Genomic DNA, 14368 nt, shown 5'->3' on the forward strand with positions numbered 1-14368 from the left:
ATCAAATCATCCAATTCTATTATAACAGACCTCTAAGGTCCGATTATGTTCGACGCTTAAATAATCGAATCATGAGACCGTAGAGGAAAAATCCGCCTACCAATCCGCCGAAATGCGCTACAAGGCTGACCCCTGGGGTAAACGAGAACAGTATCCCCAAAATAAGCAGGGTGAACAGCGTCTTGCGGGACGACTCATCAATGACATGCCGCTGGAACAGGGCGATGTACAGATAAGCGCCATAAGCTCCGTAAATGGCTCCTGAGGCGCCTACAAGGAAGGTATAGTCCTCCATGCGCTCATAATAAGCCAATCCGATTACATTACCGAGGACACCGCTGAGCAGATACAGAATGGCAAACTTCCAGCTCCCCATGATTCTCTCCAGCGGGGGAACAAATACCAGCAGTGCGAAGCCGTTGAACAATACATGATCAAACCCGTTATGCAGAAACATCGCCGTAAAGTATCTCCATGCCTGATCAACGAATTGCGGCAAATCCGATAAAGCTCCATATTTCAGCAGCGTAACCGGATTTCTGGAACCGCCGTCTAAGGATGTGATCACAAACATCACCAGGTTAATGACAAGCAGCAGCGATGTAACGGGATAATAACGCAAATAACTTTTCCAATTTTCATAACGTACGAATATCATAGCATCCTCCTCATCCTAAACCAGGGCAGGGATGCTCCTAGTGGACATTCCCTTTTTAAAAAGATTATAATGTACCATGAACCTGATCACCAAACTTTGATATCCAAGGAGGAGATTTCTCATGGCTCAAGAACGTTCAGGAGCTGCCACTTTCAAAGGCAATCCTATTACACTCATCGGTCCACAGCTCAAGGCTGGTGATGCCGCGCCGGATTTTACAGTGAGCAAAAACCTGCTCGAAGACGTATCTCTTAAGGATTATGCCGGTAAAATCAAGCTGATCAGCGTCGTTCCTTCCCTCGACACCGGGGTATGCGATGCACAGACACGCCGTTTCAATGAAGAAGCTGCTGGTCTGGGCGATGATGTGGTGATCCTTACGATCAGTGCCGACCTTCCGTTCGCCCAAGCCCGTTGGTGCGGAGCTGCAGGTGTTGACCGGGTCATTACGCTCTCCGACTATAAATCGCGTTCTTTCGGTGAAGCGTATGGCGTGCTCATCAAGGAATTCCAACTCGACATGCGTTCGATCTTCGTCGTGGATACTAACGATACCATCACCTATGTTGAATACCTTGGTGAGATGACGGAGCACCCGAATTACGAAGCCGCGATCGATGCAGTAAAATCTTTGCGGTAACACGCCAAAAGCTACATACACTGCACACTTTTAAAAAGCGGGAGAGCAGCTCTCCCGCTTTTTCTTATTCTACTAAGCATCCACTTTATACTTGCTCAGTTTTTTATCCAGAACAGCGTACAGGTTCAAGATAACCCGGTAGTTCGCTCCCAGATCCCCTAGGGAACCGCGGGACGCCGAATACATATCAACTGCGCTGCGAACCGGACTGATGCCGAGCACGGATACGGTAATGTCCAGTGTACGTCCAAACGAGGTTCTTTTCTCGAGCGTGATCTCTCCCACGGATTTAACCTCATGCAGAACTTTGTAACCCGGAATTTTTTTCAGTGTCGAGGAAACCTCTTCAAAACACTTTTCTTTTGAAAGATTGTAATAACGCGTCTTCAGCTTGGGATCTTTAGCACGGTCGCTTGTGCCGTCATAGCTGCGCACGATACCAATTAGAACTCGTTTTAATGACAAAGACCGTTCCTCCTTTATAAATGACCGTTCCTTTCCATACTCTAGTTTAACATTGTTTATGCTTTCAGCAAACCTTTATATATAGCAAAAAGGCACCTCTTTCACTTCGAATTCGAAATGAAAGAGGTGCCCATTCATTGACTTAACGAAACCCGCCTATGCCGTCCGGTAAACATTGTCTTCGAACCTGCATTAGCAGGTGGGTGACCGCAGAACCGCTTATGAATTCCCCTTGTCATATAGACAGGGCATTTCAGCCACGATTACGTATAGATCTCCCTAGACATCGTCATTGGTTCAAAACAACGGAAAACCGAAACGAACATCGCAGGATGTAGTCTTATTATAGGGGGTTTTGCCGGAAAAGTAAACCTCGCGTACTAAGGTTTCGATCTGTTCTCTCCCTTTTTGGCAGATTCCATGCTTTCCAGAAGAGCTTGTTCGGTTTCGGACTCCTCTTCCTCCGCTTTCTTCATCTTCTCCTGCTGTTCCTGCATTTTGGTGAAAGTGGCATAGAAATTAAAGAATGCGAACAATGCCATCAGGCAGAACAGGAAGAACACGAACAGCACCGGCATCTGCGTGCCGATATACGCCAAGACAGCGCTTCCGATTAAAGTCGAAAATACGCGGAACGGACGAATCAATGTCAGCAGCACCGCATTTTTTAACAGCTGCGTCGTTTTCATCTCATAATGAACGGTCATGGAGAAGAAATTAAACAGGGAGACAAACAGCACGATAAGCAGCACGAGCATCACAATGCCGACAAGCTGGAAACCATCTAGCTGCGTCATATAAACCGTGTAATCCACGTACATAATCACGAACAGCAGCGTATAAAAAATGCCGCCGATCATGCTCTGCTTATAATTTTCCTTATAACCCTTGAAGAACGTTTTAAATACGGATACGTCCGGATTGCCCATTACCCATTTGCGTACAACGGTAAATAAAGCCGCCGTAGCCGGAAACAAAACAAACGGTGATAATATTCCCAGAACCCAGTTCGACAGCAGCTGCTCATTATGCGCATCCGGTGTCTGAACGGCCATCAGGAATTTGGTTAGAACAATAAACAGGAAAGGCGATGTACAAATAACCCACAAGATGTTCGAAAAAGCAATACGGGTAATCCACTCGGTGAGCTTGTATAAGCCACCCATGGCTCCTTTCATTTCCAAATCCGTTTCCTCCTCACTCAAATCATGCATGTATCTATTAATATACCTTATTTGGTACATGCATTGCCAGAGCCTAATTTATACGAACCTGGGTGTTTATCCAATCCAGTGCCCCTGTTTCTCCATACGATATCACGTAATCCGTTCAACAAGCTTGAATTTCCAAATTTAAAGAGGAGGGATTATGTATGTCTTGTGAAGGCGGCGGTTACGGCTACGGAAGTAATGTTGGTATTGTCCTGGTTCTGTTCATTCTCCTTGTCATTATTCTCAGCACATTCTACATCTAATGTCTCTTTGAATCATGAAGTGGAACAGATCAGCTAGGTATTGCTCTAAAACTGCGAGTTTAAAGGGGATGCACCCTGGGTGCATCTTCTTTAAACATGAAAAAAGACGAAGCGCGGCTCCACCTGGCGTGGGCAGCTGCTTCGTCTTTTCTGTTTGGTTTCTTCAGTCAGAAGAAATTACGCGTATATATTATTCGTCTCCGCTCCGGTTAGGACGACGCTCGCCGCCGCTGTAGGAACGCGGTTTACGGTCACCGCTATTGTTGCGGTCACGGTTGTAGCCACCGCCCTCGCGGTTGCCATAACTGCTGCCGCCACCATCACGGTTGTATCCGCCTTTGGAGTAGCCGCCACGGTTACCACCGCCACCGCTGCCGCTGCCTCCATCACGACGATATCCGCCGCCGCTGCTGCGGCCGCCATAGCCACCGCTTGGCTTGCGACCATTGCGGATGTCCGGCTTCCGGCGTTTAGCACGGATCGGATCTTCAGGCGTCAGATGAATATCGGATGCTTCCTTCTTGTCGCCTGTCAGGATTTTCATTGCAGCTGCCAGCAGCTGTACGGAATCGTACTGCTCCAGCAATTGAATCGCAAGACCTTTGTATTCGGTCAATTCACCCTGCTCAATGATTTCAAGCACTCGCTCAGCGATGATACGCTGTTTGCCTTCAATCGCTTCGGCAATCGTTGGCAACGGCTTGCGTGGAATACGGTGACGAGTCACACGCTCGATGAAATACAGATGATCCATTTCACGCGGTGTCACGAAGGACCAAGCCGTACCTTCCTTACCCGCACGGCCTGTACGTCCGATACGGTGTACATAACTTTCCGGATCTTGCGGCAAGTCAAAGTTTACAACATGGGTAACGCCGGATACGTCGAGACCGCGTGCTGCCACATCGGTTGCCACGAGGACATCGATGCTTCCGTCACGGAATTTACGCATAACGGTATCGCGTTGGTGCTGGGACAGGTCGCCATGAAGACCATCTGCCGAGTACCCGCGTTTTTGCAATGCTTCTGCCAATTCGTCAACACGGCGCTTGGTACGTCCAAAGACGATCGCTAGCTCAGGTGACTCCATATCCAGAAGGCGGCTCAATGCTTCGAATTTTTGACGTTCAGGAACTTCGATATATGCTTGATCGATCAGAGGTGCACTAACGTGCTTAGGAATAACGGATACATGCTCAGGTTCCTTAAGGAACTGGGATGCCAGCTTCTGAATGTTAGCCGGCATAGTTGCGGAGAACAGCAAGGTTTGACGTTCTTCAGGAACAAGCTTCAGGATCGACTGGATGTCTTCCATGAAGCCCATGTCCAGCATTTCATCCGCTTCATCCAATACAACGGTTTGGACATCGTCAAGTCGGATGGTTTTTCTGTTGATGTGGTCAAGCAGACGACCTGGTGTGCCGATAATAATTTGGGGCTTCTTTTTCAAAGCGCGGATCTGACGCCCGATATCCTGTCCACCATAAATAGCCAAGGAACGGATTCCTTTAAAACGGGACAGTTTACCGATTTCTTCAGCAACCTGGATGGCAAGTTCACGGGTCGGTGTCATAATCAGAGCGACGATACGCTCCTCTTCCTTGGCGATTTTGTGGATAAGAGGAAGGCCGAATGCTGCTGTCTTACCAGTACCCGTCTGTGCTTGTCCAATCATATCCTTGCCGGTAAGAGCAATCGGAATCGACTGGGATTGAATCGGTGTGGCTTCCTCAAAGCCAAGTTCAGTAATTGCTTGAAGCACGCGCGGCTCCAAGCCAAAATCTGCGAAATTTTTCAATAGGTTCATACTCCTTCTATCTGTGGACTTCCACTTTCTTCTCTGTATTCTTAAGTAGTGGTAACGTTTATAGGCTTTCCCGGCCAGCAGGATTTTCTGCACGAGGTGAACCGGTATATTTCTCTTATCACCAGTATGATGACTGGTTAATGTATAATCATCCTGATAAGCTTGCAAAGTTATCAATGTAACGGACTACTCAAGAATATCCAATACATTATATCACAAAACATTTCTGGAATACCAGCAAGCTTAAAGAAGTCATAATAACCGGGAGGTGATTCCTATGTTGAAGCGTCTATGGACCTATTTCTCGATCGTGTTCGGCGGCATCATTATCGCCGGCGGATTTAATTTGTTTCTGATTCCCCATCATCTGCTCAGCGGAGGCGTTTCCGGCGTGGCCCTAATTATCGGCTACTTTACGCCGCTTAATATCAGCGTCATGTATTTTGTGCTCAATATCCCGATTCTTATCACAGGTTGGTTCAAGCTCGGCAAAAGGTTCGTTGGTCTCAGCGTTCTCTCGGTTATTGTGACTACCCTGTTCCTTGAGCTCATTCCGGTTACCCCGGTTGCGACCGACATGCTGCTGTCCTCGGTGTTCGGCGGCGTGCTTGTCGGATTCGGCACCGGCCTCTCCTTTCGGGTTGGCGGTTCCACAGGGGGCTTTGATATTATCGGCTCCCTCGTTACGAAATATCGGGACTTCCCCGTAGGAAGTGTACTCGTGACGCTGAACGCCATCGTCATTATGGCGGTTGCTTATTTGGAAAACGACTGGAACCTGGCCCTTGCCTCCATGGCCTCCATCTATATTGCCGGCAAAATGGTCGATATGCTCCACGTCAGTCATATCAAGGTTACCGTCTTTATCGTAACGAACCAGACGGAAGCCCTGCTCGAGAAGCTGCTTAAGCGCCCCCGCGGCATAACCAAGATCAAAACCGAGGGGGCCTTCAGTCATAAAGAAAAGGATATGCTTATGACCGTCACGACGCGATACGAGCTGGCTGAGCTAAAACAGATTATTACAGAGACAGATCCCCTGGCCTTTGTTAATATCGTGGAAACCACGGCTGTCATGGGGCAATTCCGCAAGAACTAAATATTTACCACCTGTCAGGGTAAGGTAAATTTGTGGTATAATATTTGTGCGCGGTTCCTACAATATTCATGAGATCTGTTTCCCGGGCATCGCTTTGGCCCAATTTTAATTGTTTTTCCGTTTTACAAAAGAACGTCCTGCCTAACCAATTTGGAAGGAAAGGGTGATTTTTATGGAAATGGAAACGGTAAAATTGTCACAAATCGTCATGAAGTGGTTCCCGGAAATGTTATCGTTCTTTAGACAGAACGAACTGAATTCCATGATCGTTCTTAGGGACGGGCTGAGTATTCTGGAGCAGGAGGACGCTCTTGAAATTATTCAGTTCAGCATTTGCGAGCATCAGAACCAAACGCCGCTTCATTAATTTTTATGCAACACGTGAATATCGCATCACAAGTGCCGTTATTCTCCGGTAAAATTCACCGGTGAGTAACGGCATTTTTTTATGGATAAATGTAAATTCTATAAGCACGTCATTTCCACCAGTTACAATGTAAACGCTATCCGCCTTCTTTCGGGTATTATACTCCGATGCTAGTCACTCCCCAAGTTCACACGTTGTTCACGGCCACCTGCCACAAATGTCGATATTTAGCGTTTAAAACGCCCTTGACCCGTTTAATGAACTAAGTACGCTCACCCGCCGCTTCCAATTTATTGTCGATTGTAACAATCCTGTTCTTTTTGAAGGCATCCGTTCCTTTATAATCATGATGTGAATGTACACAAGGGAGAGAGTAATTATGAATATCATCTTGGCTTTATTCATCTTGGCGTCCGCGGGCTTCGGCGGTTCCAGTCCGCAAGACAACAATCTTACCGCCAAACTTCAGGCATCGTTAAATACCGCCGTGATTCAGGGCATGCACCAAAAGAACAATCAAGGCCAGGGCCAACCCGGCATCAAGCCAAACACGACGGAAATCGATCCGCAGATTGACGCTCCCAAAGTCAAAGGCATTTATGTAACGGCTTATAGCGCAGGCGGCTCCAGAATGAATCAGCTCGTGGATCTTATGGACAAGACCGAACTCAATGCCATGGTCATTGACATCAAGGACGATGAAGGATACATAACGTACAAAACCGATAATCCGAAGCTGAAGGAACTCGGTAAATCCCAGCCTTTTATCAAAGACATCAAACAGCTGATGAAGCGGCTGGAGAAACACGATATTTATCCGATCGCCCGAGTTGTCGTGTTCAAGGATACCATTCTTGCCAAGAAAAACCCGGAGCTTTCCTTCCGTAAAGGAGACGGCAGCGTGTGGACCAATGGCGGGGGCGACAGCTTCGTTAACCCGTACAGCAAAGAGGTATGGGATTACAACATCGAGATCGCCAAGGAAGCTGCCAAACTCGGGTTCAAGGAAATCCAGTTTGATTATGTCCGTTTTCCGGAGGGCTTTGAGAAACGCGCCGATTCCCTGAAGTACACCAAAACGGATCAATCGCGCGTGGACGTGGTATCCGATTTTGTGCAGTATGCCCGGGAAGAACTCGCGCCGCTTGGCATCCGCGTATCCGTTGACATCTTCGGCTATGCGGCCTCGGTGCCTGCAGCAGAAGGCATCGGGCAGGACTTCGTCAAAATTTCCAAAAACGTCGATATCATCAGTCCGATGGTATACCCAAGCCATTACACGGCAGGCTGGTTCGGCTCTCCTGTACCGGACAAGGCTCCTTACCAGACCATCAAGGGATCCATGGAAGATACCCACAAGAAGCTCGAGGAGCTGGGAGAGCAGAAGCCGATCATCCGGCCATGGATTCAGGACTTTACCGCGAGCTGGCTCGGAAGCGGTAATTATGCCAAGTACGGCAAAAAGGAAATCGAAGAGCAGATTCGCGCCCTCAAAGATACAAACGTCGATGAATATTTACTCTGGAATGCTTCAAACCGGTATACGGAAGGCGTCACTCATAAATAATTCAATTATCCATTCGCAAAGGGTCGGCCATCAACATGGCCGGCCCTTTCTGCGTTCAAGCAGTTCGGTGAACTCTCTTGACAGCAGATGCTATGATGATGGGTAGGGCTGGCTTGCCCCTTAATCTGTCAAATTGACGCACTCCAATTCAACGATTGGTTGAGTTTTGGGTCGCCGCTCAATAAGCCAGTTATTGTCCCCAACCATAGCAGAACCCTACAATATGGGGGCACCGTCCGAAAACTACAATAAGAAAGGCACATCGCACATGCAACCGACCACGACAACACGGGGAAAGCTGAAGCAATTTGCAATCATTCTTATCCCCATCTTAATTACGCAGCTAGCCTTATCGGCCATTACTTTTTTCGACACCAACATGTCCGGAAAATTCAGCTCAGCCGACCTGGCAGGCGTAGCAATCGCGACAAGCATCTGGATCCCGGTCCAAACCGGCCTTAGCGGAATTCTGATGGGGATCACCCCCATCGTTTCGCAGCTCGTTGGCGGGCGAGTGGAAAAAAAGATCGCTTACCAAGTGAACCAGGCGCTCTGGCTGTCCATCTTACTTGCCATCGTCGTCCTTGCGATCGGGTATGCCGTTGTACCGAGCATTCTCGGAGCCATGAGCCTGGAGCCGGAAGTTCGGCGGATTGCCTCCCAGTTTCTCGCCGCCATCTCGATCGGCATCATTCCGCTGTTCGCTTATACCGTACTGCGCAGTTTTATTGATGCGCTCGGGCAAACTAAAATTTCCATGGTGATCACGCTGATTACCCTGCCGGTGAACGTAGGCCTGAATGCGCTGTTCATTTATGGATTCTGGGGCTTTCCAAGAATGGGGGGCGTGGGCGCCGGTATCGCTTCCGCGATTACATACTGGACCGTGCTCATCATCGCCATCGTGATCATCCATAACAGCCACCCGTTCTCTTCATTCGGCATCTTCAGGCAGCTTCAGGGAGTTTCATTGAGCGCATGGAAAAGCCTATTAAAAATCGGCGTGCCGATCGGGTTCTCCATCTTTCTGGAGACCGCCGTCTTCGCTGCGGTGACGCTGCTTATGAGCAGCTTTGATACGGCAACGATTGCCGCTCACCAAGCGGCCCTGAATTTCGCTACAACACTGTATATGCTGCCATTAAGCATATGCATGAGTCTCACCATCCTTGTAGGCTTCGAGGCCGGCTCGGGACGAATGAAGGATGCCTGGAAGTACGCGAAACTCGGCATCAGCACAGCCGTTATCCTGTCGCTGATCACGGCTGTCATCCTGTTTATGGCCGGCCGCCAGGTTGCCGGATTATATTCCAACGAGCCTGCCGTCGTGGCGCTGATCCAGCAGTTTCTGCTGTTCGCGATCTTCTTTCAGATCTCGGACGCGATCGCCACGCCAACCCAAGGAGCGCTGCGGGGCTATAAAGACGTTAATGTCGCCTTCATGCTCGCTTTTCTGTCGTTTTGGGTGATTGGTCTGCCCGTAGGTTATGTGCTCGCCAACTACACCGATTGGCAAGCCTTCGGCTACTGGATCGGGTTAATCACGGGCCTTGCCGTCGGCGCTGCCCTGATGCTTATGCGTCTGGTCAAAGTTCAGCGCAAGTTCGCACGTCAGGTACATGCTCCATCCCGATCCGCATCCTATCGTCAGTCGAAGAGCCTCTAAGAGAAGAGACACCGTATTCTGCGGGAGTTTTTCTTGCGAAATATGGCTGGCACGCCTCCGAGGTTTCTACTTTCTTACCGCTACAAAAAGACCGTCTCCATGCAGAATGCGTTCTGCAATGGGAGACGGTCTTTTTGCTTCTCGCCAGAAATTAGGACGTGTCCTAATTTTATTGGGACAACCGCAATGCCAAGTCATACAGCTCACGGTTAAATTCTTTCTTCGTGTTAACGACCTTGTCAATATCCGTGAGGACCAGCTCGCCCTTGATGATGCCGCATCCTTTATCGGATTGGCCGTCAATCAGACTGCGAACCGCAAAATCGCCAAGACGGCTTGCCAGGTTGCGGTCAAACGGAGTTGGAGCTCCACCACGCTGGATATGTCCGAGCACCGTTACCCGTGCGTCGATCGAGGCGTGGCACTCTTTAAGATCACATACGATGTCCTCGCCGCGTCCGACGCCTTCCGCTACGATGATGATGCTGTGACGCTTGCCTTTTGCGAAATTCTCGCGCAAACGGTTTGCCACTTCATCAAGGTTGTACTCCACTTCCGGCACCAGAATGGTCTCTGCGCCTGAAGCAAGGCCCGCATGGAGCGCAATGTCGCCGCAGTGGCGTCCCATAACCTCTACAACGGACGAGCGCGCATGGGAAGACATCGTGTCGCGCAATTTATTAACGGCGTCTACAACGACGCTCACGGCTGTATCAAAGCCGATTGTATAGTCCGTATAGGAAATATCGTTATCAATCGTGCCCGGTAGGCCCATGGTTTTGATTCCGAGTTTGCTGAGCTTGTTCGCCCCGTGGTAAGAGCCGTCCCCTCCGATAACGACCAAGCCGTCGATGCCGTGCTGATTCAGAATGTCGGCACCCTTCTGCTGTCCTTCCGCCGTCTTGAACTCTTCACAGCGGGCGGAACGAAGGATCGTGCCTCCGCGCTGGATAATATCCCCTACGCTGCGAAGATCCATTTTGACGATGTCGTTCTCCAGAAGTCCTTGGTAACCACGCTGAATTCCATATACTTCAAGACCATAATACAGACCGCTGCGCACAACCGCGCGAAGCGCCGCGTTCATCCCTTGGGAATCGCCACCACTTGTAAGAACTGCAATTTTTTTAACCTCTGCCATGTTTCTTTTCCTCCTTCAATGTCACTCATGCTTATGCTTGCGAATCCATCGGCTGTTGACGTAGAAAAAGATCCGGGTCATCGGACTCTTCTTCATCAAACGCTTGGATACGGAGCGAACCAGTTGCTGCTCGCTGACTTTTGGATCGGATAAATATAACGCCAGTAACCCCTCAATGATCATACGATGAAAAGGGGTCGAGGGAATCGTTCTGACATCCTTCCGGGCCCACTCAACAATGGAAGCTATCCGGTTCAGCATCGTATCGGCATCTTCGTAATAATTACAAAAGTTCAGATCGCCGCCCAGCCTGTCTTCGTCTTGATCAATAAGATAATCCAGCATAATGTGGAGACTGCATACATTCGGAAAATAAGACGCATGGATGGACGAAGCATCCTCGTCATCCAGAAACGGATCGGTTGCAGCCAAGAATAGCATGAACACGCCCAAGGTTGATCCCGTTGCTGCCGCAAACTCGTTCCACCGCAGATGCGGTGTCCGGTGGGCATGCTGGGACCACCATTCAAGCAATGCCGCTTCCCTCTTATCCGGATGGATGTGCTTGTATACCTGCAAATCGGTATACAGCCCAGCCAAATCCCTTATGTAGGGCTTTGCCGCTTCATATCCTGATAATTGACCGATACAATCCCGGCATTTCTGCACAAGACGGAGAAGGTAGCCTCCATCCTCCCTTTCGGTCCGGAGGGCGTAATAATCGGCCGGCTCAGTCTCAGGCGAAACGGCATCCAGCATCGACTGATGGAGCTGTCTGAAATCCGCTGGGTCCAGCGAAGTACTACGGTCACATAAATTATCGAGATAATCGCTAATTGTCTGGTAAGCTACAATCAATGGAATGAGAATATGCTTCTCCGGCAGATTGGCTGCGGCATACACCGCGCCGCCCTGGCAGTGAAATCTTTTGGTATCTATACTGGCCAGTGCCTGCTTTCGTAGCTCCTCATCCGGAATTTGCTCAGCCTCCCGGCGCCACTTCTCCAATTCGATCCGCACTTCCGGGAGTATGAATTTGTACACCCGGCTCATCAGCCCGACCGGACTGCGCGGAACCTTACGGCTTAGCTCTTGATTATTCAATGAACTCTGCCTCCACATGGTTGTCTTTTTATACCTATCCAAATCAAACCTATTATAATATGATCGTTCATTTTGCACAAATAACACAAATCATTGACGACCCATGTCAGTAAACGCATCTTATAATCCATCTATCTCCATTCTGCGATATGTTATATACTAGTCGGAGCTGAATAACAGACCATGAACCTCACGAATAACGTTATCTACGCCGGGTTCGTGAAAAGAACGGAGATCCCCAGCATGAAACTTCCTGCTACGCCCAGACCGGATCAGAACTGGCTGCGCGCCTTTATGTTTACGATATTTGGCACGACAGCCCTTGTCATTTCCTATTTTCCGCTATATTTCAAAGAAATCGGCTTCAGCAGCGCGCAGATCGGTTATCTGTATGCCATCGGCCCGCTTATATCCATGTTCTCCAATATGATTTGGAGTTACACCAGTGACAAATACCGGACCATCAAACGCATCATGAACATTCTCATTATCGGACAGCTTGTCACGATGCTTGTTTTATGGCAGGTTGCAAGCTTCGGCGTAGTATTGATCACGATCAGTCTATTTTATTTTTTCTACTATCCGGTCTATCCGCTGGCGGATACGATGGCCATCCAAACGGCACAGAGGTACGGACGCAGCTTTACCGTTATTCGCGTATTCGGCTCACTCGGCTACGCATTCTTCGCGCTTGCCATCGGATATGCCATCAGTGCCGCGGGTGCGTCGGCCACATTGGCTATCGGCATCGGCATCGGCGTGTTCACGCTGCTCTGCTCGTTTCTTCTCCGCGACGGAGTTGCTGCCAAGTCGGAGCCTGTCGAGCTGGCAGCCCTTCTCAAAATATTGCGTTCCAAAGAAATATTGTGGTTCTTCGGCTGCACCTTCTGTCTTGCCATCGCCCACCGGATGAATGAAGCCTTTCTTACGCTTACCTTATCCGAGCTGGGAGCGGGCGAAGGACTCATCGGCTGGTCCTTGATGGTCTCGGCTGCCAGCGAGATCCCGATTTTCTTCCTGCTGAGCAAGTATGGCGACAAGATGAAGGAGCTGCCTCTGCTGACTTTTGCAAGCCTGATGTTCGCGCTCCGTTTCCTGCTCATGGCCCTTGCGGCTGACCCGTTATCCGTGCTTGCGGTTCAATCGCTTCACAGCATTACCTTCGGCGTGTTCTATGTAACCGCCGTGCGCTATATTACAAGGATCATTCCTTGGCATTACCGCGCGACCGGCATGGCTCTATTCATTATCTTCTGGTCAAGCGTTTCAGGACTTCTCAGCGGGGCCTTCGGCGGTCTGCTGTTCGAAGCGGCGGGAAGACCGGCCTTCTACCAGCTCGCAGCCCTCCTGGCCTTTATCGCCGGTCTCGGTTTTCTTTACAGGCACCTTTTTGCCAAGCCGGAGGATATGAATGTCGGCGGAATCAGCGCTTGACCCATACGAATACAAAAAAGCACAGTTCTCTAAGCCGAGAACTGTGCTTCATGCCTTGGTAATTCTATAAGATCTCCGTATTGGGAGCTAACTTACAGTTTTGTTACGTTGGCTGCTTGAGGACCACGGTTACCTTCAGTGATGTCGAACTCAACCGCTTGACCTTCTTCCAAACTCTTGAAGCCTTCTTCTTGAATTGCGGAGAAGTGTACGAATACATCCTCGCCACCTTCAACGGAAATGAAGCCGTAACCTTTTTCTGCGTTAAACCATTTAACTGTACCTTTCAAATGAACAACCTCCTAAAAATACCGCCATCTATGGCGAATATCCATATTATATCCCATGTTTTCTGACAATGCAATCCGTCAATTCGCCCTAAGGAGCTTTTTTTGAGCCACTATTTAACAGAAGATTATTTGCTTTTACGCCCGCCTGTGCGTTATCATTTACCCAAAAGCCTAAGTAGCAAACGGAGAATGCATATGATCAAAAAACATGAAATATACAAAAAAGACAAGTGGAACATGATGACGGTTGAAGTTCAGGGCCGGTACATCGTTCTCCGCGAAATTTCTGACCAGTGGGGTGAAGAGACCCATACTTTTCTGAGTCGTCCAGCCTTGATGCACTGGGCTCAAAACCGTTTTCCCAAAGCAGATTTTGAAGGCCGGGAAGATGAGTGGAGAGAAATGATGGCTGCTTTTAAGCAGGTGTAACGAATGGATTATACGAATATCGTCATCTTCATTATTCTCGCGTTCAGTCTCGGTGCCATCATGATCATGTACCGGGATAAGATACCGCCGGGACTGAGGAAGGGGATGGCCCTGATTGCCGTCGCCTTCATCTTGTTTGCCTTTTACCTTATTGTATACAGTTTCTTGAATCTGGGTTCCTCGTAAATTTATAGGATGAAAGTGGCGGGTACGCGGCATACTATCGC

General features: G+C 49.1%; 16 protein-coding genes and 1 other RNA gene. 9 read left to right on the forward strand and 8 right to left on the reverse strand.

Annotated elements, in window-relative coordinates; all coding sequences use genetic code 11:
* Nucleotides 1-43: 43 nt before the first annotated feature.
* Nucleotides 44-658 (reverse strand): rhomboid family intramembrane serine protease, encoded by a 615-nt coding sequence (locus tag AK95_RS27505; RefSeq protein WP_071223105.1) that lies wholly within the window; start codon nt 656-658, stop codon nt 44-46.
* A gap of 121 nt (nt 659-779) precedes the next feature.
* Between AK95_RS27505 and tpx the strand changes: the two genes are divergently transcribed.
* On the forward strand, nt 780-1298 hold the full coding sequence (gene tpx / locus AK95_RS27510; protein ID WP_071223106.1) for a thiol peroxidase: 519 nt from the start codon (nt 780-782) through the stop codon (nt 1296-1298).
* A gap of 72 nt (nt 1299-1370) precedes the next feature.
* Here the strand turns inward: tpx and AK95_RS27515 are convergent, their stop codons facing one another.
* The 3 genes from AK95_RS27515 to AK95_RS27525 all read right to left on the reverse strand — a co-directional run bounded on the left by AK95_RS27515 (nt 1371) and on the right by AK95_RS27525 (nt 2947).
* On the reverse strand, nt 1371-1763 hold the full coding sequence (locus AK95_RS27515) for a DUF1499 domain-containing protein (RefSeq protein WP_006211699.1): 393 nt from the start codon (nt 1761-1763) through the stop codon (nt 1371-1373).
* Between the two features lie 145 nt (nt 1764-1908).
* Nucleotides 1909-2100, reverse strand: a non-coding RNA gene (gene ssrS, locus AK95_RS27520) — 6S RNA.
* 43 nt (nt 2101-2143) lie between these two features.
* Complete coding sequence (locus AK95_RS27525) at nt 2144-2947, reverse strand: YesL family protein (RefSeq protein WP_071223107.1); 804 nt, start codon at nt 2945-2947, stop codon at nt 2144-2146.
* A gap of 188 nt (nt 2948-3135) precedes the next feature.
* Here AK95_RS27525 and AK95_RS34645 point away from each other — a divergent pair, with 188 nt between their 5' ends.
* Nucleotides 3136-3237, forward strand: coding sequence for a sporulation protein YjcZ (locus tag AK95_RS34645; protein ID WP_194543886.1), 102 nt, complete (start codon nt 3136-3138; stop codon nt 3235-3237).
* Between the two features lie 190 nt (nt 3238-3427).
* On the opposite strand, the gene cshA is transcribed toward AK95_RS34645, so the two are convergent.
* The gene (gene cshA, locus AK95_RS27530; protein WP_083397743.1) at nt 3428-5035 is read right to left on the reverse strand and encodes a degradosome RNA helicase CshA; all 1608 of its coding nucleotides are present in this window, start codon (nt 5033-5035) and stop codon (nt 3428-3430) included.
* Nucleotides 5036-5321: 286 nt separating this feature from the next.
* Here cshA and AK95_RS27535 point away from each other — a divergent pair, with 286 nt between their 5' ends.
* The 4 genes from AK95_RS27535 (at nt 5322) to AK95_RS27550 (ending at nt 9743) form a co-directional block, all read left to right on the forward strand.
* The gene (locus AK95_RS27535) at nt 5322-6143 is read left to right on the forward strand and encodes a YitT family protein (RefSeq protein WP_071223109.1); all 822 of its coding nucleotides are present in this window, start codon (nt 5322-5324) and stop codon (nt 6141-6143) included.
* A gap of 172 nt (nt 6144-6315) precedes the next feature.
* Nucleotides 6316-6510 carry a hypothetical protein gene (locus tag AK95_RS27540; RefSeq protein WP_071223110.1) on the forward strand — a complete coding sequence of 65 codons (195 nt, stop codon included), beginning with the start codon at nt 6316-6318 and terminating at the stop codon, nt 6508-6510.
* Nucleotides 6511-6889: 379 nt separating this feature from the next.
* Nucleotides 6890-8077, forward strand: coding sequence for a putative glycoside hydrolase (locus AK95_RS27545; protein WP_071223111.1), 1188 nt, complete (start codon nt 6890-6892; stop codon nt 8075-8077).
* A 268-nt stretch (nt 8078-8345) separates the two neighbouring features.
* Nucleotides 8346-9743 carry an MATE family efflux transporter gene (locus AK95_RS27550; RefSeq protein WP_071223369.1) on the forward strand — a complete coding sequence of 466 codons (1398 nt, stop codon included), beginning with the start codon at nt 8346-8348 and terminating at the stop codon, nt 9741-9743.
* Between the two features lie 169 nt (nt 9744-9912).
* On the opposite strand, the gene pfkA is transcribed toward AK95_RS27550, so the two are convergent.
* Together pfkA and AK95_RS27560 are read right to left on the reverse strand one after the other, a co-directional pair.
* Nucleotides 9913-10884, reverse strand: a complete 972-nt coding sequence (pfkA, locus tag AK95_RS27555; RefSeq protein ID WP_071223112.1) for a 6-phosphofructokinase — start codon at nt 10882-10884, stop codon at nt 9913-9915.
* 21 nt (nt 10885-10905) lie between these two features.
* Entirely contained in the window at nt 10906-11988 is a 1083-nt protein-coding gene (locus AK95_RS27560; RefSeq protein ID WP_071223113.1) for a tetraprenyl-beta-curcumene synthase family protein, read from the reverse strand.
* A 243-nt stretch (nt 11989-12231) separates the two neighbouring features.
* On the opposite strand from AK95_RS27560, the gene AK95_RS27565 reads away from it, so the two are divergent.
* Entirely contained in the window at nt 12232-13422 is a 1191-nt protein-coding gene (locus tag AK95_RS27565) for an MFS transporter (RefSeq protein ID WP_071223370.1), read from the forward strand.
* Between the two features lie 92 nt (nt 13423-13514).
* Here the strand turns inward: AK95_RS27565 and AK95_RS27570 are convergent, their stop codons facing one another.
* Nucleotides 13515-13712 (reverse strand): cold shock domain-containing protein, encoded by a 198-nt coding sequence (locus tag AK95_RS27570; RefSeq protein WP_006211711.1) that lies wholly within the window; start codon nt 13710-13712, stop codon nt 13515-13517.
* A gap of 195 nt (nt 13713-13907) precedes the next feature.
* Between AK95_RS27570 and AK95_RS27575 the strand changes: the two genes are divergently transcribed.
* A complete protein-coding gene (locus tag AK95_RS27575; protein ID WP_071223114.1) occupies nt 13908-14141 on the forward strand; it encodes a hypothetical protein in 234 nt (77 codons plus the stop codon).
* Between the two features lie 3 nt (nt 14142-14144).
* Complete coding sequence (locus AK95_RS27580) at nt 14145-14327, forward strand: hypothetical protein (protein ID WP_071223115.1); 183 nt, start codon at nt 14145-14147, stop codon at nt 14325-14327.
* The last annotated feature ends 41 nt before the right edge of the window (nt 14328-14368 follow it).

Source organism: Paenibacillus sp. LC231 (assembly GCF_001860525.1).
Taxonomy (GTDB): domain Bacteria; phylum Bacillota; class Bacilli; order Paenibacillales; family Paenibacillaceae; genus Paenibacillus_AQ.

Excerpts from the sequence above, each read along its gene's own strand:
- AK95_RS27565 (WP_071223370.1), top strand. The coding sequence starts at position 12,232 with ATGAAACTTCCTGCTACGCCCAGACCGGATCAGAACTGGCTGCGCGCC.
- AK95_RS27535 (WP_071223109.1), top strand. The coding sequence starts at position 5,322 with ATGTTGAAGCGTCTATGGACCTATTTCTCGATCGTGTTCGGCGGCATC.
- AK95_RS34645 (WP_194543886.1), top strand. The coding sequence starts at position 3,136 with ATGTCTTGTGAAGGCGGCGGTTACGGCTACGGAAGTAATGTTGGTATT.
- AK95_RS27540 (WP_071223110.1), top strand. The coding sequence starts at position 6,316 with ATGGAAATGGAAACGGTAAAATTGTCACAAATCGTCATGAAGTGGTTC.
- AK95_RS27505 (WP_071223105.1), bottom strand. The coding sequence starts at position 658 with ATGATATTCGTACGTTATGAAAATTGGAAAAGTTATTTGCGTTATTAT.
- AK95_RS27575 (WP_071223114.1), top strand. The coding sequence starts at position 13,908 with ATGATCAAAAAACATGAAATATACAAAAAAGACAAGTGGAACATGATG.
- AK95_RS27545 (WP_071223111.1), top strand. The coding sequence starts at position 6,890 with ATGAATATCATCTTGGCTTTATTCATCTTGGCGTCCGCGGGCTTCGGC.
- tpx (WP_071223106.1), top strand. The coding sequence starts at position 780 with ATGGCTCAAGAACGTTCAGGAGCTGCCACTTTCAAAGGCAATCCTATT.
- AK95_RS27580 (WP_071223115.1), top strand. The coding sequence starts at position 14,145 with ATGGATTATACGAATATCGTCATCTTCATTATTCTCGCGTTCAGTCTC.
- pfkA (WP_071223112.1), bottom strand. The coding sequence starts at position 10,884 with ATGGCAGAGGTTAAAAAAATTGCAGTTCTTACAAGTGGTGGCGATTCC.
- AK95_RS27550 (WP_071223369.1), top strand. The coding sequence starts at position 8,346 with ATGCAACCGACCACGACAACACGGGGAAAGCTGAAGCAATTTGCAATC.